This is a genomic window from Krasilnikovia sp. MM14-A1004, from assembly GCF_047159485.1.
GTDB lineage: Bacteria > Actinomycetota > Actinomycetes > Mycobacteriales > Micromonosporaceae > Actinoplanes.
Genome location: NZ_AP038773.1, coordinates 7,064,295 through 7,088,681 on the forward strand (window position 1 = coordinate 7,064,295; position 24,387 = coordinate 7,088,681).

18 protein-coding genes and 1 pseudogene are annotated in these 24,387 nt (G+C 70.3%); 8 read left to right on the top strand and 11 right to left on the bottom strand.

The annotated features are described in order from the left end of the window. The first annotated feature begins 129 nt into the window (after window positions 1–129). A complete protein-coding gene (locus tag ACMCNN_RS30935; protein ID WP_412743983.1) occupies window positions 130–1,278 on the top strand; it encodes an N-acetylmuramoyl-L-alanine amidase in 1,149 nt (382 codons plus the stop codon). A 1-nt stretch (window position 1,279) separates the two neighbouring features. Here ACMCNN_RS30935 and ACMCNN_RS30940 read toward each other — a convergent pair whose 3' ends face one another. Next, entirely contained in the window at window positions 1,280–1,948 is a 669-nt protein-coding gene (locus ACMCNN_RS30940; RefSeq protein WP_412743984.1) for a GNAT family N-acetyltransferase, read from the bottom strand. A 218-nt stretch (window positions 1,949–2,166) separates the two neighbouring features. On the opposite strand from ACMCNN_RS30940, the gene ACMCNN_RS30945 reads away from it, so the two are divergent. Together ACMCNN_RS30945 and ACMCNN_RS30950 are read left to right on the top strand one after the other, a co-directional pair. After that, window positions 2,167–3,468: a PLP-dependent aminotransferase family protein gene (locus ACMCNN_RS30945; protein WP_412743985.1), complete on the top strand. Its 1,302-nt coding sequence runs from the start codon at window positions 2,167–2,169 to the stop codon at window positions 3,466–3,468. Beyond that, window positions 3,465–4,433, top strand: a complete 969-nt coding sequence (locus tag ACMCNN_RS30950; RefSeq protein ID WP_412743986.1) for a D-alanine--D-alanine ligase — start codon at window positions 3,465–3,467, stop codon at window positions 4,431–4,433. The genes ACMCNN_RS30945 and ACMCNN_RS30950 overlap by 4 nt, the downstream gene beginning before the upstream one ends. A gap of 1,365 nt (window positions 4,434–5,798) precedes the next feature. Here the strand turns inward: ACMCNN_RS30950 and ACMCNN_RS30955 are convergent. From ACMCNN_RS30955 to rpmH, 9 genes and pseudogenes are all read right to left on the bottom strand, one after another. Beyond that, a pseudogene (locus ACMCNN_RS30955) lies at window positions 5,799–6,162 on the bottom strand (hypothetical protein); the annotation flags it as partial. 3,712 nt (window positions 6,163–9,874) lie between these two features. Next, the gene (locus ACMCNN_RS30960; protein ID WP_412743987.1) at window positions 9,875–10,966 is read right to left on the bottom strand and encodes a ParB/RepB/Spo0J family partition protein; all 1,092 of its coding nucleotides are present in this window, start codon (window positions 10,964–10,966) and stop codon (window positions 9,875–9,877) included. Then, complete coding sequence (locus ACMCNN_RS30965; protein WP_412747339.1) at window positions 10,963–12,024, bottom strand: AAA family ATPase; 1,062 nt, start codon at window positions 12,022–12,024, stop codon at window positions 10,963–10,965. Before ACMCNN_RS30965 ends, ACMCNN_RS30960 begins: the two co-directional genes overlap by 4 nt. Before the next feature lie 816 nt (window positions 12,025–12,840). Continuing rightward, entirely contained in the window at window positions 12,841–13,593 is a 753-nt protein-coding gene (gene rsmG / locus ACMCNN_RS30970; protein WP_412743988.1) for a 16S rRNA (guanine(527)-N(7))-methyltransferase RsmG, read from the bottom strand. A 169-nt stretch (window positions 13,594–13,762) separates the two neighbouring features. Beyond that, entirely contained in the window at window positions 13,763–14,362 is a 600-nt protein-coding gene (locus ACMCNN_RS30975; RefSeq protein WP_412743989.1) for a protein jag, read from the bottom strand. A gap of 132 nt (window positions 14,363–14,494) precedes the next feature. Beyond that, a complete protein-coding gene (gene yidC / locus ACMCNN_RS30980) occupies window positions 14,495–15,535 on the bottom strand; it encodes a membrane protein insertase YidC (protein WP_412743990.1) in 1,041 nt (346 codons plus the stop codon). Window position 15,536: 1 nt separating this feature from the next. After that, window positions 15,537–15,773 carry a membrane protein insertion efficiency factor YidD gene (yidD, locus tag ACMCNN_RS30985; RefSeq protein WP_412747340.1) on the bottom strand — a complete coding sequence of 79 codons (237 nt, stop codon included), beginning with the start codon at window positions 15,771–15,773 and terminating at the stop codon, window positions 15,537–15,539. A gap of 89 nt (window positions 15,774–15,862) precedes the next feature. After that, window positions 15,863–16,249 carry a ribonuclease P protein component gene (gene rnpA, locus ACMCNN_RS30990; protein WP_412743991.1) on the bottom strand — a complete coding sequence of 129 codons (387 nt, stop codon included), beginning with the start codon at window positions 16,247–16,249 and terminating at the stop codon, window positions 15,863–15,865. A gap of 35 nt (window positions 16,250–16,284) precedes the next feature. Beyond that, window positions 16,285–16,422: a 50S ribosomal protein L34 gene (gene rpmH, locus ACMCNN_RS30995; RefSeq protein ID WP_020516543.1), complete on the bottom strand. Its 138-nt coding sequence runs from the start codon at window positions 16,420–16,422 to the stop codon at window positions 16,285–16,287. Between the two features lie 579 nt (window positions 16,423–17,001). Here rpmH and dnaA point away from each other — a divergent pair. The 5 genes from dnaA to ACMCNN_RS31020 all read left to right on the top strand — a co-directional run bounded on the left by dnaA (window position 17,002) and on the right by ACMCNN_RS31020 (window position 23,609). Next, entirely contained in the window at window positions 17,002–18,954 is a 1,953-nt protein-coding gene (gene dnaA / locus ACMCNN_RS31000) for a chromosomal replication initiator protein DnaA (protein WP_412743992.1), read from the top strand. Between the two features lie 693 nt (window positions 18,955–19,647). After that, complete coding sequence (dnaN, locus tag ACMCNN_RS31005) at window positions 19,648–20,781, top strand: DNA polymerase III subunit beta (RefSeq protein WP_412743993.1); 1,134 nt, start codon at window positions 19,648–19,650, stop codon at window positions 20,779–20,781. 36 nt (window positions 20,782–20,817) lie between these two features. Further along, a complete protein-coding gene (gene gnd / locus ACMCNN_RS31010; protein WP_412743994.1) occupies window positions 20,818–21,690 on the top strand; it encodes a phosphogluconate dehydrogenase (NAD(+)-dependent, decarboxylating) in 873 nt (290 codons plus the stop codon). Between the two features lie 7 nt (window positions 21,691–21,697). Further along, window positions 21,698–22,828, top strand: a complete 1,131-nt coding sequence (gene recF / locus ACMCNN_RS31015; RefSeq protein WP_412743995.1) for a DNA replication/repair protein RecF — start codon at window positions 21,698–21,700, stop codon at window positions 22,826–22,828. Between the two features lie 217 nt (window positions 22,829–23,045). Beyond that, a complete protein-coding gene (locus ACMCNN_RS31020; protein ID WP_412743996.1) occupies window positions 23,046–23,609 on the top strand; it encodes a DUF721 domain-containing protein in 564 nt (187 codons plus the stop codon). Window positions 23,610–23,727: 118 nt separating this feature from the next. On the opposite strand, the gene ACMCNN_RS31025 is transcribed toward ACMCNN_RS31020, so the two are convergent. Next, a complete protein-coding gene (locus ACMCNN_RS31025) occupies window positions 23,728–24,294 on the bottom strand; it encodes a hypothetical protein (RefSeq protein WP_130509844.1) in 567 nt (188 codons plus the stop codon). Window positions 24,295–24,387: the final 93 nt, after the last annotated feature.

A 24,387-nucleotide genomic window follows, 5' to 3' on the forward strand; every position in this document is an offset into this window, starting at 1 on the left:
GACGCGGGGGCGTCACCATTTCGTGATCCCCCGCACGGATCGTCGATCGACGCCCGGCCGCGGAAGATTGTGCGCGGTACGCTCCGGAGGTTGCCCTTCCGCCTACCCCCGAGCCCAAGGGAGCCGCGCGTGCGTGCGATCCGACGTGGAGATTCCGGACCGGCCGTTGAGGAGATCCGGTCGATCCTCGTGGCGCTCGACCTGCTCGAGTTCCCCTCCGACGTCTACGACGACGCCACGGAGACCGCCGTACGCGCGTTCCAGCAGAGTCGCGGCATCGGCGTCGACGGCATCGTCGGCGCCGAGACCTGGCAGGCGCTCGACGGCGCCCGCTGGACCCTAGGCGACCGCACCCTCTTCCACTCCATCCCGGCCGCACTGACCGGCGAGGACGTCCGCGCCCTGCAGGAACGGCTGATGGAGATGGGCTACGACACCGGCCGCGCCGACGCCATCTACGGCGCGCGCACTGCTCGGGCGGTGGCCCAGTTCCAGCGCGAGGTCGGCCTGACCCCGGACGGCACGTGCGGCCCGCAGACGATGCACGCACTGCGGCGGCTCGGCCGCAAGGTGGTCGGCGGGCGCCCCCAGTGGCTGCGCGAGGCCGAGGCGTTCCGCCACTCCGGCCCCAACCTGATGGGCAAGACCATCGTCATCGACCCCGGCCACGGCGGCCCGGGCGACCTCGGCGTGGTGGTGCCCGACGGCCCGCTGCGCTGGACCGAGGCCGACCTGGCGTTCGACCTGGCCGCCCGCCTGGAGGGCCGGATGGCCGCCGCCGGCATGCGGGTGCACCTCACCCGTGGGCCGTCGCCCGCCGAGCCGATGACCGGCGCCCAGCGTGCGGAGCTGGCCAACAGCCTCGGCGCCGACCTGCTCATCTCCCTGCACCTCGACGGCCACGACAACCCGACCGCCGACGGCGTAGCCACCTACCACTACGGCACCGGCAACGGCCTGACCTCGACGGTCGGCGAACGGCTGGCGAATCTGGTGCAGCGCGAGATCGTGGTGCGCACCGGGATGCGTGACTGCCGCATCCACGCGAAGACCTGGGAACTGCTCCGGCTGACCCGGATGCCCGCGGTCCGCGTCGACTTCGGCTACCTCACCTCACCGGTCGAGCGGGAGCGGATCGTCGACCCGCTGTTCCGCGAGCAGCTCGTCGAGGCGATCCTCGCCGCGGTGCAGCGGATGTACTACCCGGTCGAGCAGGACGTGCCGACGGGTTCGATCGACGTCCGCAAGCTGCGGATGGTGCTGGCCCAGGGGGCCTGACTCAGGACTGGGTGGAACGCGTCGCCGCGGCCGGGCGCACCGGGCGCAGCAGGGTGTCCGGGCTCATCGAGCCGAGCAGCTTCTCCAGCGCGTACTCGACGTCGGACTTCCAGGACAGAGCCGTACGCAGCTCCAGCCGCAGGCGCGGGTAGCGCGGGTGCGGGCGTACCGTCTTGAAGCCCACCGACAGGAAGAAGTCGACAGGGGCGACGCAACTGCCCGCGCCCTCCTCGCCGGTCTCGCCGAACTTCGCGTCGCCGAACGCCTCGATCGCCTTGACGCCGCGCTTGGTGAGATCGCGGGCGACCCCCTGCACCAGCATCCGGCCCAGCCCGCCCCCGGCGAACGCCGCGACCACGTGCGCCGTCGTCAGCAACACGGCGTCGGCGGACACCGGGGAGGTCGGAAACGCCATCGACCGCGGCACGTAGGCCGGCGGGGCGTACATGACATAGCCGGCCGGCATCCCGTCCACGTACGCGAGCTTGCCGCACGAACCCCACTCCAGCAGGGTCTGCGACACCCAGGCTTCCTTCTCCAATCCGGGATCACCGGAGGCGCACGCGCGCTCGGCGGAGACGGGGTCGAGTTCCCAGTAGACGCACTGGCGGCAGGGCCGGGGCAGATCCTCGAGGGTGTCGAGAGTCAGGTTGACCAGGCGTCGCGACATGGGCGGGCCCCTCAGCATCTGCGGAATGTCCGGTTGACGAAGCACGGTCCTGTTCACGTGCCCGTCCGCGCCCCCGTCGGATACTACGCCGCAATGTGCTTGAACGGCACCGATCGGACTCGGCGGCAGGCCACCACCGGCTCGTTGGCAGGCGGGCCCCGCGAAGCGTGCGATTAGCATGAATGCCGTTGTCGCCAGTTTCAGGAGGGGTGAACGGCATGACCGGTACGACCCAGGACGACTACACAGACCGCTATGCGCGGCGGGTGCGCGGGATGACCACCTCGGAGATCCGCGCACTGTTCGCCGTCGCCAGCCGCCCCGAGGTGGTGTCGCTGGCGGGCGGGTCGCCGTACATCGCGGCGCTGCCGCTCGACGCGGTGGGGGAGATGCTCGGCCGGCTCGCCGCCGAGGAAGGGACCTCGACCCTGCAGTACGGCATCGGGCAGGGCACCGCCGAACTGCGCGAGGGCATCTGCGAGGTCATGTCGCTGTCCGGCATCGACGCGTCGACCGGTGCGTCACCCGACGACGTGGTGGTGACCGTCGGCGGTCAGCAGGCGCTGGACCTGGTGGCACGGCTGTTCCTGGACCCGGGCGACGTGGTGCTCGCCGAGGGGCCGACATACGTCGGCGCACTCGGCGCATTCCAGGCCGCCCAGGCACAGGTTCGCCATGTCGCCATGGACGCCGACGGTCTGATCCCCGCGGCGTTGGAGGCGGCCATCGCCGAGACCGCCGGACGAGCCAAGTTCCTGTACACCATCCCGACGTACCAGAACCCGGCCGGCGTCACGCTGACCGACGAGCGGCGCGAACAGGTACTGGACATCTGCGAACGGGCCGGACTGCTGGTGGTCGAGGACGACCCGTACGGCACGCTGAGCTTCGCGGGCGACGCGCCCCGGCCGCTGCGGGCGCGCCGCCGCGACGGGGTGTTCTACATCAGCACGTTCTCCAAGACGTTCGCGCCGGGACTGCGGGTCGGCTGGATCCTGGCGCCGCACGCCGTACGCGAAAAGCTCGTCATGGCCAGCGAGGCGCAGATCCTGTGCCCGAGCGCGTTCGCTCAGGCCGCGGTCACCAAGTACCTCGCCACCATGCCGTGGCGCGAGCAGATCAAGGCGTACCGCGAGATCTACCGCGAACGCCGCGACGCCCTGCTCGACGCGCTCGCGGACCTGATGCCCGCCGGCACGACCTGGACCCGCCCCGAGGGTGGCCTGTTCGTCTGGGCGACCCTGCCCGACGGCCTGGACTCCAAGGCGATGATGCCGCGCGCCATCGCCGCCCGCGTCGCCTACGTGCCCGGCACCGGATTCTTCGCCGACGGATCCGGCGCCGGGCACATGCGGCTCAACTTCTCCTTCCCGCCGCCCGAGCGCATCCGCGAGGGTGTCCGCCGCCTCTCCGGCGTGATGGAGCAGGAACTCGCAATGCGCGCGGTCTTCGGCACCCCGACCCCACACCGCCGTCGTGGGCACGCCGGCGCGGACACGCCCGGCCCCGACTTGGCATGATCAAGTTCATGGGTACGGAGGAAGACGTGCGAGTTCTGATCCTGGCCGGCGGCCTGTCCTACGAGCGGGACGTGTCGCTGCGTTCGGGCCGTCGGGTGCTGGACGCGCTGCGCGCCGCCGGCCTCCAGGCGGAGATGCGCGACGCCGACGTGACGCTACTGCCCTCGTTGCAGGAGGATCCGCCGGACGCCGTGGTCATCGCGCTGCACGGCGCCACAGGGGAGGACGGCTCGCTGCGCGGGGTGCTTGACCTGTGCGGCGTGCCGTACGTCGGGTGCGACGCCCGCGCCTCCCGCCTGGCGTGGGACAAGCCGTCCGCGAAGGCCATGCTCCGCGAGGCCGGCATCCCCACCCCCGACTGGGTGGCACTGCCGCACGACCGGTTCTCCGAGCTGGGCGCGGTCGCGGTACTCGACCGCATCGCCGACCGGCTCGGCCTGCCCCTGATGGTCAAGCCGGCGCAGGGCGGTTCCGGCCTCGGCGCCGCCGTCGTCCGCGACGAAGCCGATCTGCCGGCCGCCATGGTGGGCTGCTTCGCGTACGACTCCACGGCGCTGGTCGAGCGGTACGTGCCCGGCATGGACGTGGCGGTCTCCGTGGTCGATCTCGGCGACGGGCCGCAGCCGCTACCCGCCGTCGAGATCGTCCCCCGCAACGGGGTGTACGACTACGCCGCCCGATACACGGCCGGGCTGACCACCTGGCACACCCCCGCACGCCTCGACCCGGCCGTTGCCGCGCGGGTGGCCTCGACCGCGCTCGCCGCGCACGAGGCCTTGGGCCTGCGGGATCTTTCCCGGGTCGATCTGATCGTCGACGCCGCGGGCGAGCCGCATGTACTCGAGGTCAACGTCTCGCCGGGTATGACGGAGACGTCGCTGCTGCCGCTTGCCGTGCAGGCCGCGGGTCTGGACTTCGGGAAGGTGCTGGGCGGGTTGGTCGGCCGCGCCCTGGCACGGGGTTGACTGGCGCCGGTACACCGTCCCGTGGTTGGCGGCGCCCAGTAGTGACGGCGCCGAGTAGTGACGGCGCCCGGTGGTGGCGCTGCGCGTTGTAGCTCCGTCGGATGGGCGCCCTGTCCGCTGAGGCGCCCATCCGATGAGGCTCCTTGTCTTCCGACGCCCCGTTCCCTGACGCTCCGTCTCCTGAGGCGCCGTCCGCTGGCGCGCCGTCCGCTGAGGCGCTGTCCGCTGAGGCGCCGTCCGCAGAGGCGCCGCCCGCTGAGGCGCCGTCCGCTGAGGCGCTGTCCGCTGAGGCGCTGTCCGCTGAGGCGCTGTCCGCTGAGGCGCTGTCCGCTGAGGCGCCGCCCCCTGAGGCGCCGCCCGCTGAGGCGCTGTCCGCTGAGGCGCTGTCCGCTGAGGCGCTGTCCGCAGAGGCGCCGCCCGCTGACGCGCCGCCCCCTGACGCGCCGTCCGCAGGGGCGCTGTCCGCAGGGGCGCCGTCCCCTGAGGCCCCCATCCGATGAGGCGGCCGTCCGCTGATCTGATTCGCCCTCTGGTATGGGTCGCCCTCAGATCTCACAGCGGCCGATGATCTGCGCGATCAGGTGCCTGCGCCGGCCGCGTCCGCCGGTTCGGAGGCCTCGCCGGATGGCTGCCCCGGCACCGACGCCGAGGGCCGCTTGCTTTCCGTCCCGTCGGGTTCTGGGCAGTCTTCTGCGGACGCGGTCGCCTGCTCCGCAGTCGCGCCTTCCCCCGGTCCGGCAGTCGTCGCTCCGGTGCCTTCACATTCGGTGCGCGCGTGATTCGCGCCGGCGTCGCCACCCTTTGCTCTTCCCGGCGCCGCGGCATCCGATCCGGCGGCATCAGATGCAACGTCGTGCGATCCGGCGTCGTACAGCCGAGCATCGCTCGGCCGGGCGCTGATCCCCGCGTCGCACAGCGCGGCTTGGTCGGTCTTCGCGCTGCTCGCCGACCCGTCGGCGGTGTCGCTGTGAGGCGCCTGCCCACCGCCAGCTGCGGTCTGGGCCGGCTGCCCACCGCCTGGTTCGTTGTGGGCCGGGTCGCCCCCAAGGGGTTCGATATTCGCCGACTCCCCGCCAGGTTGGTCGTGGGCCGACTGCCCGTCAGGTTGGTCGTGGGCCGACTGCCCGTCAGGTTGGTCGTGGACCGACTCCCCGCCAGGTTGGTCGTGGACCGACTCCCCGCCAGGTTGGCTGTGAGCCGACTCCCCGCCAGGTTGGCTGTGAGCCGACTCCCCACCGCTGGCTTCTGTGTGGGACCCCGGCGCGCCGTTGAGGCCGCCGCTCTGCTCGTCGGCGTTTTCCACGGCGGTCGTCTGCGATGCGTCGCCGTTGCCACCCGAGGAGGCGGTGGGTGAGTCACTGATCGTGGACGGTGCCTGCCATGCGATGTGGGGCGGCTCAGCGATCGCACGCCCACCGAACTCGCCGAGCCACGCGGCCACCAGCGCCAGACTCTCGCGCCATTGCTGCTCCGGAACGACCGGAAGGATGTCGTCCCAGAGCGAGAGGAAGGTGCCACGGAGCTGGAGTCGCCCGTACGGGCGGGCGAGGAACCACATGTGCAGGTGAGCGGAGCCGTCGCCCCAGCGGTTGACGTGGACGCGAGCCACGCCGTCGAGCGAGCGGATCGCGCGTTCGAGCCGTACCGTCATGACTCCGAGTTCGGCGGCCAGCAGATTCGGCAGGTCGCCGAGATCGAGGTGGGATCGGCATTCGAGGATGAGGACCACCGGCAAGCCGGTCGGCCGGTCCATCGCACGGACACGCCACCGGTCACTGACCCAGATGTACGCGTCGTCCGGGGTGTTGCAAGCGACGCAGTCGGTGGCGTCCTCACCACTGCGCGGGGGTTCGACGGCGACCGGATCAGCGAGCGCCTTGACCCGCATATCCCCTTCGAAGGGGAAGGAAGGCCAGCGCGTGAAGTCTGGGAGCGGGGGATTGTTGTCGGGCACGTGGCTGACCCTAGCCCAGGCGCCGGGCACTGTCCCGGCTCAATTTGAGTGAACTCCCTGCGTCGGGTCAGCCGTTCAGGCACCGCCGCAGACGTTGATCCAGATCACCATGTGTGGACGGCCGTGTCACTGGCTCAGTTGTCCACAGAAGTTATCCACAGGCCCGACGGTTTCCCGTGAAACACCACGTAGATGCGGGGGCGTGCCTGTGGATACGCCCGCAGGGTCTCCCCGAGGCATCGGCGACGTTTCACGTGAAACGGCGCGCCTCGCGGCACTCAACAAGACTTACGCACAGCCTGTGGATATTCATCCGCCCGGCCTCCGGGCCGCCGTGGACATGCCCCCGTGAGGCACACCCGGGGTCGGCCTCGGCTCAGGTTCACGACAGGGCTTCTAGCAGCCCGGGCTGGCGTCGAGTGGCGGTACCGCCGGGATGGCCTCTTCGCGATCCGCACGCAGCTCCTGCCCGACCCGAAGGCCGGGCATCCATCGAAAGGGCCTTTGCGCCATCCGTTGTTTCACGTGAAACGGCACCGGGCACCGGGCACCGGGCACCGGGCACCGGGCACCGGGCACCGGGCACCGGGCACCGGGCACCGGGCACCGGGCACCGGGCACCGGGCAGATTGTGGCCGGCGGTTTCACGTGAAACGAGCCCAGTCAGCGGATCGTGCCTGATGGCCGGGTACAACGGCCTACTGCTCGTCACGGCCTGTCTGGGCGCGTCCTTGAAGTCATGACGAGAAGGCTCGCGGTGCCGGTCCCAGAGCACTGGGGGAGTCCTGCCAAAGCTGCGTCAATGACCACGCATCGCTGTGAGCTTCGCTGTGCCGCGTCGCCGACATGCGCGCTTCCCCCTCCGGGTGGATCAGGCAGTCATCTCGGCCGTCGGTGCCGAGACTGCACAGGACGGCAGGGGCGTCCAAGTTGGCCGCCGCCAAACGGGTGCTCGGATTGCCTGTCGGGGACGCTCTAGTTGACGCGGCTGTGGGCCTCAGTTGACGCGGCTCTGAGCCTCCTCGCTGCGATGCCGTTCCCCGCGCGTCGACCGAGCTGGCGACTCGGGGCACGTCTCTAGGCCGTCCTCAGCCGAACACACGACTCCGCCGTTTCACGTGAAACCGGTGATCGAGCTAGCAGCACTGCCTCCGTTGAGCAGTTCGACGCCCGCTCTCCCGGCGGTTGGGGAGCGCACGGACAGGCAATGTCCAAGGGAAGCGCGGATTTCCTGTCGCCCAGGGCGCCTGAGCGATCACCGGGGCTGCCCGCTAACCGCCGCCCAAATGGGAACGGGGATGTCTCAGACGTCAGAGGCCGTCTCTGGCAAGGACAGCGGGCGCCCAAGTGCCCGCTGCTGGCCGCTGGCCCTGGCCGCTGGCCCTGGCCGCTGGCCCTGGCCCCTGGCCGCCTGACTGCTGGCCGCTGACTGCTGACTGCTGGCTGCTGGCTGCTGGCTGCTGGCTGCGCACATTGAGCCAGAGATCCGAGTCGTGCCAACGCTTCATCGTCGAGGTGAACCACCGCGCCAAGAACGCCAGCGAACATCGTCGCGACACACGGCTGGGTTGGGCGGACGCCCGCGCCTGCTGCGGGGGACAGTCGGCGACGACCTCGGCGCCAGTGCCCTTCAACTGGGCGACCGCAGTCACCCACAATTGCCCGTTGGGGCCTCTCGCGCCGAGGTCGCTTTGGGAGCAAGTGGGACCGGGACCGTTCGCGCTGAAGCCGCTCAGAATCGGCGAGGCCTCATGTGCGGGCATCCCACTCTCGGCTCCACGCCCGAGGCGGATGGCCCTGGCATCTCCGTCTTGGCCCTAACGCCTGCCGCTGTCTCCATCCGGGTCCAGAAGCGACGCGGTCCCCAATCTCCCACCGCACCGGCGCTCGGCGGACAGAACGCGATCAGCCCCGTTGCGTCCGAGCCGGCCGATGCGTTCGACGAGGCGTAGTTCAGACCCCATCCAGGCCCTAAGGACCGATCGCTGGAAACGTTCTACACGCGCCGCTCAGGGCAAGGACGGTACCCACACAGTTCCCATAGTCAGAAGCCGAGACTGATAGCGCCAAGGACGCAGACTTACAGAAGCCGCGGTTTCACGTGAAACAAGAACCGCCTACCGCGTCCGCTCGGCCACGCTGGTCGGCCTGGGCATGACATGGACTCGGCGACCTCCCACGTGCGGGCGGAATTGCCAGACGCGAGGTTCCACTGCTCGGGGGGGGGGGGGGGGGGGGTCGCCGGCCATACACCGAACCACGACTGAGATCCCCACTCGTACTGCGTTCGGTACAGCCAGGGGAGACTCCGCGATCGGAGCGGGCAGCGTTCAGGCATCGCTCAAATGTTGTGGCCGTCCCACCGCGATGGTTAGGGGCTACCAACGAGAGCGTCATACATGTTCTCAACCGAGCTGTGCTGTGCAGTGCCGCGGCATCGAATCGCATTCCGAAGTCGAACAGCAGCCGCAGCGGCCCACGGAAAGTGATGCGGAGCCAGCTCCCGACACCTCACAGCCGTGACCAGATCGCCGTTGTAGATCAGCACCAGCAGTGGCGAGCTGCGGTGGGGCCCGATCCGGAGATGGTCCTCGCCGCAAGCCGATGCGCAGCACCGTATCGGCGTCGGGGGTGGTGGGGGTGGTGGTGGGGGCGACAATGTATGGCCCCGGATTCGGTTAGCGAATTGCTCGCCGCGCTCAACCAGACACAGCTGATCTCTAAGCGAACAGCCAAGCGACCTAAGCGGCTTTGCTCGACGCGTTGTCTCAAGTGCCCCCACGGCAGAGGTCTGGCGGACTCCGGCGGTTAGAGAATGAGCTGCGCAGCGGCACCTCGAAAGGCCGAGAACCCGGCACAGCATTGGGGGCCCGCCATCTAAGGCTGGAATGCCGCGAGGCAAACAGCCACAACGGTCGTCACGTCGCCGCACGACTACCCTTCGATTAGCACAACGCCGTCCCACGCCCCAGCGCGGACGAGGCGGTCTGCGAGGGGGGTGATAGCCACACCGCCAGAGTGAGTCTCGGACGAGAGCCAGTCGTTCTGCCAGCATCGGTGCCGACGCCGCGCGGGCCAACTCGCAGCCACCATAGTCCCGGCAGAGACTCAACGGTGTGCGAGAAGCTTGGTGATCGATCCATCACCGCGGGGTTCGGCCTGCCGCCACCAAGCAGAGTCGAATCGGCCTCGCGTTCGTCACTGGGCGCTCCTCAAGTCCGCGATTTCAGCCTTTCGGAACGAATACGACCGCAGAAACCACGCGAGCGAAATCTCAGGAGAATCGTTCTGGGAGAACCGCATCCACAGGCCAAGTGAGTGTTGATTCCGGTGTGAAGGACTACGAGCAGCACCAGCAACAGAAAATAGGCGTCAGGAAAACCCCGCGCGAGCGGGGACCCACATGAAAAGACAGGCTCGCGATTCAGAATCGCGGCCTGTCTTGTCCGGCGGAGTAGACCCGCCCAGCTCCGTCGGAACGACGCGCCTAGCCTTCGCCACCCTCCTGGTCGACACCGATCATGCCGACGATGCGTTCCAGGTCATCAACCGTGGCGAACTCGATGGTGATCTTTCCCTTGTTACGACCGATGTCGACCTTGACGCGGGTGTCGAAGCGATCCGACAGCCGCTCGGCCAGGTCGTTGAGCGCCGGCGCGTGCACCTTGGCACGGCGGGTCGGCGCGGCCTTCTTGACCGGGCCGTCGGCCAGGGACAAGGACACGAGTTCCTCGGTGGCGCGTACGGAAAGCCCTTCGGCGACGATCCGCAGCGCCAACTTCTCCTGCGTGTCGCCATCCTCGAGGCCGAGCAGCGCGCGAGCGTGTCCCGCGGACAGCACACCCGCCGCGACTCGGCGCTGTACCGGCGCGGGCAGGTTGAGCAGACGGATCGTGTTGGAGATCTGCGGACGGCTCCGGCCGATTCGCCGCGCCAGCTCCTCATGGGTAGCGCCGAACTCTTCGAGCAGTTGCTGGTACGCGGCCGCCTCTTCCAGCGGGTTCAGGTTCGCCCGGTGGATGTTCTCCAGCAGGGCGTCGCGCAACATGGCGTCGTCGCGGGTATCCCTGATGATCGCGGGGATGGTCTCCCGGCCGATGGCCTGCGCGGCACGCCACCGCCGCTCGCCCATGACCAGCTCGTACTTGCCTTCGCCGAGTTCCCGCACCACGATCGGCTGCAGGAAACCGACCTCCTGAATGGAGACCTTGAGTTCTTCGAGTGCCTCTTCCTCGAAGACATGCCGGGGCTGTCTCGGGTTCGGCTCGATGGCGGTGACCGGAAGGTCCGCGAAGCGCGCACCCGGCACGGGTGCCAACTCCTCGTTGACTGGTGGTTCTTCCACGGGCGGCTCGTAGGCGGGATCGGGCTCACTGGGCGCGGTGAACTGCGCGGGCGGCGCCGAGATCGGGGCGGCCGGAGCCGGCGGTTCGATCGGGGGCGCGGCAGGCGGTGCCTCCGGTGGTGCCACCGCTTCCGGGGGCGCCTCCTCGGTGGCAACGGCCGATCCCGAAGGCGGTGCCGTGGGAATCAACGCGCCCAGGCCCCGCCCGAGACCTCCCCGTGGACGGTTCTTCATGCCGTGCCTCCCGTGTTGACCCCGCGCATCGCAAGCTCGAGCGCTGCCTCGAAGTAGCTGGTCGCGCCCCGCGAACCCGGATCGTAGGTCATCACGGACTGGCCGTAGCTCGGTGCCTCCGACACCCGCACGTTACGCGGGATCACGGCCTCGAGCACCTTGGCGCCGAAGTGGTTACGCACGTCCTGCTCGACCGCGTCCGCCAACCGGGTACGGCGGTCGTACATGGTGAGCAGGATGGTCGAGACGTCCAGCGCTGGGTTCAGGTGCTGGCGCACCAGGTTGATGTTGTTGATGAGCTGATTCAGACCTTCCAGCGCGTAGTACTCGCACTGGATCGGGATCAGCACCTCCTGCGCCGCCACGAGCGCGTTGACCGTGAGCAGCCCGAGCGACGGCGGGCAATCGATGAAGACGTAGTCGAACGTTTCGGGGTGCGCGGCGATGGCGCGCGCCAGGCGCGACTCGCGGGCCACCACGGAGACCAGCTCGATCTCAGCGCCGGCGAGGTCTATGGTCGCGGGCACGCACCACAGGTTCGGAATGCCCTCCACCGCCTGGGCCACTTCGGCCAGCGGAACGTTGTCGATCAGGCAGTCGTACACGTCGGGGACGCCGGCGTGATGCGGCACGTTGAGGCCGGTCGAGGCGTTGCCCTGCGGGTCAAGGTCGACGACGAGTACGCGGTTGCCGTGCAACGCGAGCGCCACCGCGAGGTTCACGGTCGTCGTGGTCTTTCCGACGCCGCCCTTCTGGTTCGCCACGCACAGGATGCGGGGGTGGTCGGGGCGCGGCATCGTGATCTCGCCGCTCGGGTTGAGGATCTGCACGGCACGCAGCGCCTCCATGGCCAGCGGCGGATCGCCCTCGTCGCCGTCCGCCGTTTCACGTGAAACATCTTCGTCCGACGGCGCAGAGCCGACGGACGAGGTCGGCGGTACGGGCGCGGAGGCGGAGCCCGTCGGCGGCCCGGAACGCGGTGCGGGCGCGGGCCGCCTGGCCTCCGGTGCACCACCCTCGGCCGCGTCCTCCGAAACCGTTGTGGGCGTGCCGTACACCTGACCCGCGGAGGCCTGCCCTCCGTGTCCGTTTGCTACGCGTGGCTGCGGCACGCCATGCTCCCCCTTTTCGGGCCCCAACCCGGGCTTATCGGAGACAGTGGATGGATCGGTTTCACGTGAAACACCGTTCCACGTGCCACGGCCACCGTCGACACCTCTGCCGTACTCCTGCACCGTCTTATCCCTGCCTGGTCGGATTGGATCGGCACCGCGAGCACTCACCGTGGCACCGTGTGGCGATGCGTGCGGTCCGGCAGAAAGCGGTGGAGTGACACTCGCCCCCACCGTCTGCTCCACACTATCGACGCGCGGCCAGCCTACGGCCGCGGGGCGAGCCTCGCCACGATTCTCCGCCTGATGGGCCCCTGAGGGCGACCCCGGTTCGGCTTCGAAGACCATGAATCCCGCCACGAATCGCAGCGCGACCGCGCCGGGCGGTGGACCCGGAACGGGTGGCCACGCTTTTCGACCACCCCCGGACCCCGCGGCGCCCTCATTCACCACGCGGCCCCCGACCTGCGGATCCCGCGAACCAGCGATGGGAATTGACCCGTCTGCGGAGTCCGGCACACCGCCCATGTTCAGGGGTTGGACGGCGGGTGCCGCAGACGACCCGGGAGTCTCCGACGACGGCACGGCAGCCTTGGTCGGGGAAGGCCCGCCCGGCGACGAGGCCGCGGATGACGTGTCGCCGCCGGGGGAGCGTGCCGCCGGGGGCTCGGCCACCGGGACGCGTGGAGCCGTCGGGTGCGCCGCCTCCGCGACCGCACGTGGGACTCGTCCGGCTCGCTTACGTGCGCCCCGCCTGCCCATCTATCCCCTCCGCGTTCTCCCTCGTCCAGAGCCGCGTTCTCCGCCGCGCGGGCGCCGCCCCGTACCGGCCGCCCGTGCGGACGACCTCGACCGTGGCGGCACGACGTCCCGTTCCCGCACGACCTCCACGACCGTGCTGGGGGGATCGATCACTCCGGTCCCGCAGGACCGGACGACCGGTTCGGAGCCGCCAAGGCTCTTGATCGCCTCGCGATGCTCCGCCACCTCCTCCGTGGCCGACGCTCCCTTGAGGGCGAGCAGCCTGCCGCCCACCGCGGCGAGCGGAAGGCACCAGCCGGCCAGCCGGTCCAGTGGAGCGACCGCTCTGGCGGTGACGACGTCAGCGGCGACGGGGGGCCCACCGGCAACCTCTTCGGCCCTGCCGCGGACGACCGTGACGGTCGCGTCGAGGCCGAGCGTTGTCACCGCCTCGGACAGGAAGGCGGTACGCCGTGCCAGTGGCTCGACCAGGGTGATGGTGAGGTCCGGCCGGGCCACAGCCAGCACGATACCGGGCAAACCAGCACCAGATCCGACATCCACCACATACGCGCCTTTAGGTATCAGATCGGCTAAGACGGCGCAGTTGATGAGGTGGCGCTCCCAGATCCGGGGAGCCTCCCGGGGCCCGATCAGACCACGGACCACGCCGTCCGTGACGAGCAGTCGTGCGTACGTGGTGGCGAGCGGGAGCCGATCGCCGAACACCCGCCGCGCGGCCTCAACCAGCTCGGCCGGAGGGTCGGCCGACACGGCCGGACCGGGACCGGCCGTCGCCGCGGGAGCAGGTTCGGCAGCGTCCGAGGACTCAGCGGGGTCCACACCAGGGACAGCGGAGGAGGGCTGCGCAGACGACGGCGGCCCGGGCCGTTCAGCACCCGGGCCGCCGTCACCCGCGCCGAAGCGGGGTGTGGTCATTGCGTCAGTCAGCCGGCCGGACCACGATGCGCCGGTTCGGCTCGACACCCTCCGACTCGCTCTGCACGCCCGAGATCGCATTGACCACGTCGTGCACGCACTTGCGCTCGAAAGCCGACATCGGGTCCAGGCGTACGGCGTCGCCGTGCTCCTTGACCTTCTCGACCGCGTTGCGCGCGACCGCCGCCAGTTCCTTGCGCCGGGTCGCGCGGTAGCCGCCGATGTCGAGCAGCAGGCGGCTCGGCGACCCGGTCGCCCGGAAGATCGCCAGCCGGGTCAGCTCCTGGAGCGCCTCCAGCGTGGCGCCGCGCTGGCCGACGAGCGGCTGCAGGCGGCCGCCGACGACCTCGACCATCGGGCGGCCGGCGGAGACCAGTTCGTCGATGTCGCCGTCGTAGTCGAGGATGTCGAGCAACCCCTCGACGTAATCGGCGGCGATCTCGCTCTGCCGGAACAGGTCGCTGTCGGAGGAGCCGCCCTCGGCCTTCTGGTCCGGCTGGCCGCCGGCCTCCGGTGCGCTGCCGTTCTCGGCAGAAACGCCGTCCGCCTCCGTATCGACTGTCTCGCTCGACTCGGCGGCGCTGGGCGTGCTGGTGTCGGTCACGGTGTCATCTCCGTACTCTCGTGCCGGACCTGCCGGTCCGCTGTTTCCCGGGTCGGCGGTGTCCGTACGCCGGCACGGGTAGGTCTGTGCGGGCAGGGTGCCGCGCCGCGGGCCGTGGGCCCCGCGCGCCGGCTATCCCTGCGGTTTGTTCGCCGGTCTAGCGCCCTTCTTGGGGTTCGTCGGCTTGGCGCCCGGCTTGGGAGCGAGGGCCTTGGTGTCCACCACCGGATTCTGCGACTCGGTCTCCGCGCTGGCCTTGCCACGACCGAACAGGCCACCCGTACGGGCCGGCTGGACCGGGTTCTTGGTGGAGCTGCTCTTGGCGACGCCGGAGCCGCCTGCCGGGCGGGGGCCCGAGCCGCGGTTGCCGGCCATCTGCGGCGGCGGGAACTTCCGCAGCACCCACTGCTGCTGGGCGAGGGTGAACAGGTTGTTCGTGACCCAGTAGATGATGACACCGATCGGGAACAGCGAGCCCGAAACCAGCAGGGACAGCGGGATGCCGTAGAGCATCAGGCGCTGGATCATCTTCTGCTGCGGGTCCTCGGCCCAGCCGGTCTTGAGGATCATCTGACGGCTGGTCAGGTACGTGGTCGTCATCATGATCAGGATCAGCAGACCGGCCACGACCTTGACCGTGGTACCGCTGGCGTTCAGCGCAGCCAACTGCTCGGGTGTCGAGCCGAACTTCGCCGGCAGCGGCGCGCCGAACAGGCGGGCCTGGGTGGCGCTGTTGAACTGCTCCAGGGTCCAGCCGTACAGCGTCTTGTACTTGTCGGGCAGGGTGGGGTTCAGGTGCTTGAGCACGTGGAACAGGCCCAGGAAGACCGGGATCTGCAGGAACATCGGAAGGCAGCCCATCAGCGGGTTGGCCTTCTCCGTCCGGTACAGCTCCATCATTTCTTTCTGGAGCGTCTCCCGGTCACCCTTGTGCTTCTCCTGCAGCTCCTTGACCTTGGGCTGCAGGGCCTGCATGGCCCGCTGGGACTTGATCTGCTTGACGAAGACGGGGAACAGGATGACCCGGACCGTCACCACCAGGAACACGATGGCCAGGACCCAGGTCCAGTTGGTGCCCAGGACCCGGAACTCGGGGATGCCGATGGCGACCCACAGGTCGTGCCAGCGCAGGAGGATCCACGAGATCGCGTAGTAGATCCAGTCGAGACTCAATTCATGCTCCAGTCACATCGGCAGGACGGCGACGCTTCGGCTCAGGCACCGGGTCGTACCCACCGGGGTGGAAGGGTTGGCAGCGCAACAGCCGCCAGATCGCCAGACGGGTCCCGTGCAGAGCGCCGTGCCGCGCCAACGCCTCCTGGGCGTAGGCGCTGCACGAGGGGTGGAACCGACAGCGGGCCGGCAGTGCCGGGCTCAAATACCGACGGTACGCGACGACTGCACCGATCATCAGCCGGGCGACCAGCGAGGCGCGCCGCGTCGGGGCCGGATCGGGTTCCGGCGTGCCCTCGCCGGGCGTCGTACCTGGCGAGTCCGTGGTCATCGGCCCCGCCCTCGGCGCGGTGCCCGCGCGGCACCGAGCGCCGAAGCGAGATCGGCGTCGAGCGTGGCACTGGCCGCCGCGGCGGCGGCCGGAAGCGCGCGGACCACCACGAGGGTGCCCGGCGGCAGCCCGTCGAGCCGGGACCGGACCAGGTGGCGCAGGCGGCGCCGGACCCGGTTACGGACCACGGCGTTGCCGACCGCCTTGGACACGACGAAGCCGGCGCGCGCCGGGGAGTCGGAACTCCCGGCGGGCGCCGGCTCGTCAGAGATCGGCGGAATGTTCAGATGGACGACCAGAGTGCCGCGTCCAACTCTGCGGCCACCACGGACCGCTGCGGCGAAGTCGGTGCTACGCCGCAGTCGTTGCGCCGCGGCCAGCACGATTACCTGGGCATTCCGGCCCGACAGGCGTCGGCTCAGGCCGACAGCTTGTCGCGGCCCTTGGAGCGGCGGGCAGCGAGGATGGCACGGCCGGCCCGGGTGCGCATGCGCAGCCGGAAGCCGTGGGTCTTCGCGCGCCGGCGGTTGTTCGGCTGGTAGGTGCGCTTGCTCACGTCAGAACTCCGTCTTCGTGCTACGTGCAAAGGGGATCGGCTGCAAGACGCCACTTTAGCAGAGTGCGGCGGAGCAACCGTTCGACCCTACGCAGGCTGGATCCGCTGGTCAACCGAGTGCGGGTGCGGCACGGCAGGGTGACCAGGCCCGGCGTCCCACCGGCCGATCATTCTGTACGGTCGATGAACGTTGGCACCTCGCACGGGCGGCCACCGGTTGAACCTGGTGCCGCCACGCTGTTAGCGTGCCCGTTTGCTGGTCTCCCCGGCGCTATTCGCATACCGCATAGAGGGGGCCAAAACCGGACAAGGCGGTGAATCGTTCGGCACGGTGAGCCTGTTTTCCCGCGCCAGCACAGGCTCCGGGGAATCTGCCGACCATCCGGCCGGGGAGCGACCGCCAAGGTGTGCACAGGTTGTGGATAACCTGTGGACAGCCGGCGGCGCCGTGCAGGTACAGCACGTTATGAATGTGCTGGGTTGGGGGAGCCGGTCGGCCGCCCGTGTGGGTGACGACGGGCAGAGGCGGATAGCCGGACAAGGCACCGGGACGTCCGGGGCGATGGGGGTGGCGCGGCGGTGGCCGATTCGGTCGACCTGAGCAAGGTCTGGACTGCGGCGACGAACGAGCTGGCCGACGAGATCGTGTCGGGCCAGCAAAGGGCGTACCTGCGTCTCACCCACCTGCGCGCGATCGTCGAGGACACGGCACTGCTGTCCGTCCCGGACGCGTTCACCCGCGACGTGATCGAGTCGCGGCTGCGCCCGGCGATCACGGACGCGCTGTCGCGCCGGCTGGGCCGCCCGATCCAGGTCGCGGTCACGGTACGCCCGCCCGAGGACGGTTCCGGCCGCCCCGGCACGGTGTACGGCACACCGCCGCCCGAGGATTACGGCACTGCTGCGCCCGAGCCCGAGGACCGCCCCGGCCACTACGCCGACGAGCGCGAGCACGGGACCCCCGCCACCGGGTACGGCGCCGAGCACCTCCCGTACCCGTCGGACGAGTACGACCCGCAGCGGTACGCCACGGCGCCGACCGGATCCGCGCAGCACTCCTCGCCCGCCGCGCCGCATCCCCGCACGGTGCCGGCCGCCCGCGACGGACAGGACGCGCTGTTCGCCGCACCCGTGCCGCAGCAGGCCCAGATGCCGGCGCCGCTGCCGGCCCACCCCGCCGCGCCCCACGCCGGCGGCCGCGCCGAGCCGGAGGCCCCGACCCGCCCGTCGCCGCACTACCCAGAGCCCCAGTACGCCGAACCCCAGTACGCGGAACCCCAGTACGCCGAGCCGCAGTACGCCGAGTCGCCGAGCGAGTCCGGTGGGCGCCGGATGGGCGCCGACCCCGGGCAGCGGCGCGACACCCCTCGTCGCGACGAGCGCCCGCCGGGCCCCGACCGCCGCGACGAGATGCCACGGATGGGACACGCGGGCGACAACGGACCGGGCCGCAGCCCGGTGGACATGCGGGCGGCCGGCAACCCGCGGCCGGGTGGGGACGGCGGCAACCGGCTGAACCCGAAGTACATGTTCGAGACCTTCGTCATCGGGTCGTCCAACCGCTTCGCGCATGCCGCGTCGGTGGCGGTGGCGGAGTCACCCGCGAAGGCGTACAACCCACTGTTCATCTACGGGAGCTCGGGGCTGGGCAAGACCCACCTGCTGCACGCGATCGGCCACTACGCCACGACGCTGGGCCACGCGCGTTCGGTGCGCTACGTCTCGACAGAGGAATTCACGAACGACTTCATCAACAGCCTGCGCGACGACAAGACCCAGGCGTTCCAGCGGCGCTACCGCGACGTCGACATCCTGCTGATCGACGACATCCAGTTCCTGGAGAACCGCGAGCGCACCCAGGAGGAGTTCTTCCACACGTTCAACACGCTGCACAACGCGAACAAGCAGATCGTGATCAGCTCCGACCGGTCGCCGCGGCAGCTGGCGACGCTGGAGGACCGGATGCGTACCCGGTTCGAGTGGGGCCTGCTGGCCGACATCCAGCCGCCGGACCTGGAGACCCGCATCGCCATCCTGCAGAAGAAGGCCACCCAGGAGCGGATGTACGCCCCGGACGACGTGCTGGAGTTCATCGCGTCCCGGGTGTCGAACTCGATCCGGGAGCTGGAGGGCGCGCTGATCCGGGTGACCGCGTTCGCCAGCCTGACCCGCTCGCCCGTGCAGCTGTCGGTGGCCGAGGAGGTGCTGCGGGACTTCATGCCGGACGGCGCCGGCCCCGAGATCACCGCCGACCAGATCATGGTGTCGACCGCCGACTACTTCGGCGTCAGCCTGGAGGATCTGCGCGGCCATTCCCGTTCCCGGGTCCTGGTCAACGCCCGCCAGGTCGCCATGTACCTGTGCCGCGAGCTGACCGAGCTGTCCCTGCCCCGGATCGGCCAGGCCTTCGGTGGTCGCGACCACACCACGGTCATGCACGCCGACCGCAAGATCCGGCAGCACATGGCGGAGCGCCGCTCGCTCTACAACCAGATCGCCGAGCTCACCAACCGGATCAAGCAGAACACCTGAGGGGTACGCACCCCCCACACACGGGTCGGAGCCCTCGGGCACCGGCCCGTTCTCGTACGCGAGTGCAGTGACTTCTGCACATGGCGCCGCGACGCGATCGTGTCGTGCCAACGTTATCCACCGGCTGTCCCCAGCGGTTTTCCCCAACCGTGGACAACCGTCGCGCGGGTTGCCCACAGTTGTGGACCACCCATGGGGAAATCGATGTGGACAGACACTCAGCGTGACGACTCCGTCCACTGCTTGTGGACGAGTGTGGATGGCCTGTTGAAGGTTCTGGGGACGACGAGTCGGTGCCGTCGCGGCGTTATCCCCAGCACAGGGGACAACCCCCGTGGATTTCCGGTGGACAGCCGGTGGACAACGGTGGACAACCGTCGCCGGGTCGGAGACTGTGGACGCGGAGCGGTGTTCCTGCCCCGGTTACCCACATGTGAAACACCGGTGGATAACCCGCTGACCTGGGCGAACGGCAGTTCTCCACACTGTGCACAGGCCCGATGAAGACGACTAGTTATCTCTTCTAAGACAACAAAAACCAATCATCAGCGTTGGGGAAGGTGTGGATGGGTCGCGACTGGCCCGCCCATGTCAGGCTCAGTTCTCAGCACCGGGGTCGGGCGCGGGGCGGGACCGTACGCGCCCTAGAGTTCGGTGGTCCGCCCCTACAGAGGAAGCCTTGCGGAGGACAGCATGAAGTTCCGGGTGGAGCGAGACGCGCTCGCCGACGCCGTCGCATGGACGGCCAAGAGCCTGCCGAGCCGTCCCTCGGTGCCGGTGCTGGCCGGCGTCATGCTGCGGGCGGCGGACGGGCGACTGCACGTCTCCGGTTTCGACTATGAGGTGTCCAGCCAGGTGAGCGTGGAGGTGCAGGCCGACGCCGACGGCGCCGCGCTCGTCTCCGGCCGCCTGCTGGCCGAGATCACCAAGGCGTTGCCGGCCAAGCCGGTGGACATCGCCGCCGTCGGCGCGCATCTCGAACTGGTCTGCGGCAGCGCCCGCTTCACCCTGCCGACGATGCCGGTGGAGGATTACCCGACGCTGCCGGAGATGCCCTCGTCCACCGGCACGGTCGACGCGCAGGCCTTCGCCGCCGCGGTGGCCCAGGTCGCGGTCGCGGCGGGCCGCGACGAGACGCTGCCGATGATGACCGGCGTCCGGGTGGAGCTGAACGGCACGAGCCTCGCCATGCTGGCCACCGACCGCTACCGCCTGGCCATGCGGGAGATGGAGTGGGCCCCCGAGGACCCCGAGATCAGCCTCAACGCTCTGGTCCCCGCCAAGACCCTCAACGACACCGCGAAGGCGCTCGGCCCGGTCGGCGGCGAGGTCACCATCGCGCTGGCCCAGGGCACCGCCGGCGAGGGCATGATCGGATTCGCGGGCGGCACCCGGCGTACGACCAGCCGGCTGCTCGACGGCGCGAACTACCCGCCGGTGCGCTCGCTGTTCCCCACCAGCCACAACGCGGAGGCACGGGTGCCGGTCGGCGCGCTGGTCGAGGTGGTCCGCCGGGTCGCCCTGGTGGCCGAGCGCACCACCCCCGTGCTGCTGAGCTTCAGCACCGACGGCCTCGTCGTCGAGGCGGGCGGCACCGAGGAGGCCCGCGCCAGCGAGGCGATGGAGGCCACCTTCACCGGCGAGGAGCTGACCATCGGCTTCAATCCGCAGTACCTGATCGACGGCCTGCAGAACCTGAACGCCCCCACCGCGGTGCTGTCCTTCGTCGACGCGTTCAAGCCCGCGGTGATCTCGCCCGCAGGCGAAGACGGCGAAATCGTGCCTGGATACCGCTATCTGATCATGCCGATCCGGGTAACCCGCTGATACTGAGCTGAAGCACGCACACCGTAGGGGGACATCATGCAGCTCGGCCTTGTCGGTCTCGGCCGGATGGGCGGAAACATGCGGGACCGGATGCGCGCATCCGGTCTCGAGGTCATCGGGTACGACCAGCACAAGGAGTCCAGCGACGTCGCCAGTCTCGCCGAGCTGGTGCAGAAGCTGGCCGCGCCCCGCGTGGTGTGGACCATGGTGCCCGCCGGCGACGTGACGGAGAGCACCATCAACAAGCTGGCCGAGCTGCTGTTCCCCGGCGACATCGTGATCGACGGCGGGAACTCCAAGTTCACCGACGACGCGCCGCGCGCAGAGCGCCTGGCGGCCAAGGGCATTCACTACCTGGACTGCGGCGTCTCCGGCGGCATCTGGGGCAAGACCAACGGGTACGCGCTGATGGTCGGCGGCGAGGCCGACATCGTCGCGCACTGCCGCCCGATCTTCGACGCGCTCAAGCCGGCCGGTGAATTCGGCTTCGCGCACGCCGGCCCGCACGGCGCCGGCCACTACGCCAAGATGATCCACAACGGCATCGAGTACGGCCTCATGCACGCCTACGCCGAGGGCTACGAGATCCTGGAGGCCTCCGAGCTGGTGCAGGACGTCCCCGCCGTGATCAAGAGCTGGCGTGAGGGCAGCGTGGTCAAGTCCTGGCTGCTCGACCTGCTGGACCGGGCCCTGGACGAGGACCCGCAGCTGGCCGAGATCCGGGGCTACGCCGAGGACACCGGCGAGGGCCGGTGGACCGTGGACGAGGCCGTCCGGCTCGCCGTACCGGCCAATGTGATCGCCGCCTCGCTGTTCGCCCGGTTCGCCTCCCGCCAGGAGGACTCTCCGGCCATCAAGGCGGTGGCCGCGCTGCGCAACCAGTTCGGCGGCCACGCCGTCAAGCGCTGAGTCAGCCGTGTACGTGCGCCGGGTCGAGCTGACCGACTTCCGCTCGTACGAGCGGGCGGCGGTCGACCTCGAACCCGGCGTCACCGTGCTGGTCGGCCCGAACGGCACCGGCAAGACGAACCTCGTCGAGGCCCTCGGCTACGTGGCCACCCTGGACAGTCACCGGGTCGCCACGGACGCGCCGCTGGTCCGTGCCGGAGCGGCCGCGGCGATCGTGCGCTGCGCGATCGTCCACGAGGGACGGGAACTGCTCGTCGAGCTGGAGATCGTCCCCGGCAAGTCGAACCGGGCCCGGCTCAACCGTTCCCCGGTGCGCCGCGCCCGCGAGGTCATCGGCGCGCTGCGCATGGTCCTGTTCGCCCCGGAGGATCTGGAACTCGTGCGCGGCGACCCGGGCGAGCGCCGCCGCTACCTCGACGACCTGCTGGTCGCCCGGATGCCCCGGTACGCCGGGGTGCGCGCCGACTACGACCGGGTGGTCAAGCAGCGCAACGCCCTGCTGCGCACCGCGTACCTGACCCGCAAGGTCGGCGGCACCCGCGGGCAGGACCTGTCCACGCTGGCCGTCTGGGATCAGCATCTCGCCCACCACGGGGCCGAGCTGCTGGCCGGGCGGCTGGAGCTGGTCACCGCCCTGGCGCCGCACCTGACCAAGGCGTACGACGCGGTCGCGGCAGGACGGTCGTCGGCGGCCGTCGCGTACGCGTCCCGGCTGGGGGATGCCCTCGCGCCGGATCGCGCGGCGTTGGAGCAGGCGCTGCTGGACGCGCTGGCGGAGCAGCGGCAGGCCGAGACCGAACGGGGCGTCACGCTGGTCGGCCCGCACCGCGACGACCTGGCGCTGACCCTGGGCGACCTGCCCGCGAAGGGGTACGCCAGCCACGGCGAGTCCTGGTCGTTCGCGCTGGCGCTGCGGCTGGCCGCGTACGACCTGCTGCGGGCCGAGGGGATCGAGCCGGTGCTGGTACTCGACGACGTCTTCGCCGAGCTGGACGCCGGGCGCCGGGAGCGGCTGGCCACGCTGGTCGGCGATGCCGCCCAGCTGCTGGTGACCTGCGCGGTCGCCGAGGACGTGCCTTCCACGTTGCGCGGCGCGCGCTTCGATGTCGTCCCGGGGACGGTGACCCGTGCCGGCTGACCATGCTGCGGCCGCGCCGAGCGGCCCCGAGGGATCACCCGATCGCACGGGACCTGCGCGCCCCGAGCGATCACGCGACCACACCGGTGGGGGCAGTCCGGTCGGGTCACGTAGGCCCGCCGACTCCGGCGTCCGCGGCGGTTCCGACGGCCGGGGCGGTTCCGACGGCCGGGGCGGTTCCGACGGCGGCACGAGTGTCTCCGGCAGCACGGGGGATTTGAGCGGCCCAGGCGATTCCGCCGGCGCGCCGGGGGTCGACGGAGGGCCGGGAACCGACGGCGCGGCCGGGCCCGAACTCGCGCGGGCGGTGCTGGACGCGGCGTTGGCCAAGCGCCGTGCCGCGCCGCGAGCCCCACGCCGCTCCGGTGGTGGCGGGGACGGCGGCGGACGGCGGCTACGCGGCTACTCCGGTCCGGGTCCGGATCCGCGCGATCCCCAACTGTTCGGCGCGGTCCTGGAACGGCTGATCAAGCAGCGCGGCTGGCAGAAGCCTGCAGCCGAGGCCACGGTCTTCGGCGACTGGGAGAAGGTCGTGGGCCCCGACATCGCCGCGCACAGCCGCCCCGTGAAGCTCGACGCCGGCGTACTCACCGTCGAGGCGGAGTCCACGGCGTGGGCAACCCAGCTGCGCATGCTCGCCGGCGGGCTGCTCCGGCGCATCGCGGCCGAGGTCGGCAACAATGTCGTCACCAAGCTCAACATCCACGGCCCGGCCGCGCCGTCCTGGAGCCGGGGCCCCCGCCGGGTCCAGGGCCGGGGCCCGCGCGACACCTACGGATAGTGGTTCCGACTCACCCGGGCAAGCCTGATGACTTCGGGTCGGCTCTGCACCCGAACTCTTCAAGATCCGGGGCGTGTCGCCGCCGAGACGGGCGCCAGGCCCGGCGTCTCGGGACCGATCAGTAGTCGGCGAAGACCGCGAAGCCGCGCTCGGCGCAGCGCCGGTAGAAACCGGCCAGCACCGCCAGTTCCGTACGCGCGAAGCTCCAGTGCGGTGCGTTCCCCGCGTCGTCGCGCAGCGCCGCCAGTCGATGGTCCAGCCAGCGCAGCTGCTGCTCCGCGAGGCGCCCACCGGCTACCGCCGCCCGCATCACGCCGGCCACGCTGTCGAACGTGACCAGGTCGCCGTACTCGTGGTGACCCTCGACGAAGCGCTCCAGACCGCCCGCGATCCACGCGCAGCCGTCGGGGTCGATCACCGGGTCCTCGTCCTCCGCGGCCGCGTCGGTCGCGTAGAGCACCCCGTCGAGACCCAGCAGCAGGTCGACCAGCTCCGTGTACGCGGTCGCGCGCACCGTACCCGTCTTGGCGATGTGCAGCGCGAGCGCGCCGGTGGGCGCCGCGATGTCGGGCGCTTCCGCGATGCCCCCGAAGTCCACGAACTCGGCGGGCGCCACCGGGTCATAGAACTGGTTCGTCCGCGGCCAGCGCACCGCGACGTTGTCCAGGCCCTTGTCGTGCGCCATGGGGGGCCACCTCCTCGACCTACCCTTGCGGCCGTCCGGCCGTACACCGGCCCGCGCGGGGAGGTTACGACACCGCCACCGGTGGCCGTGAGG

Bases quoted from the DNA above. Each gene is read 5' to 3' on its own strand.
- ACMCNN_RS30960 (WP_412743987.1), bottom strand. From the start codon at position 10,966: ATGAAGAACCGTCCACGGGGAGGTCTCGGGCGGGGCCTGGGCGCGTTG.
- ACMCNN_RS30940 (WP_412743984.1), bottom strand. From the start codon at position 1,948: ATGTCGCGACGCCTGGTCAACCTGACTCTCGACACCCTCGAGGATCTG.
- ACMCNN_RS30945 (WP_412743985.1), top strand. From the start codon at position 2,167: ATGACCGGTACGACCCAGGACGACTACACAGACCGCTATGCGCGGCGG.
- dnaN (WP_412743993.1), top strand. From the start codon at position 19,648: ATGAAGTTCCGGGTGGAGCGAGACGCGCTCGCCGACGCCGTCGCATGG.
- gnd (WP_412743994.1), top strand. From the start codon at position 20,818: ATGCAGCTCGGCCTTGTCGGTCTCGGCCGGATGGGCGGAAACATGCGG.
- ACMCNN_RS31025 (WP_130509844.1), bottom strand. From the start codon at position 24,294: ATGGCGCACGACAAGGGCCTGGACAACGTCGCGGTGCGCTGGCCGCGG.
- yidD (WP_412747340.1), bottom strand. From the start codon at position 15,773: ATGATCGGTGCAGTCGTCGCGTACCGTCGGTATTTGAGCCCGGCACTG.
- ACMCNN_RS30950 (WP_412743986.1), top strand. From the start codon at position 3,465: ATGATCAAGTTCATGGGTACGGAGGAAGACGTGCGAGTTCTGATCCTG.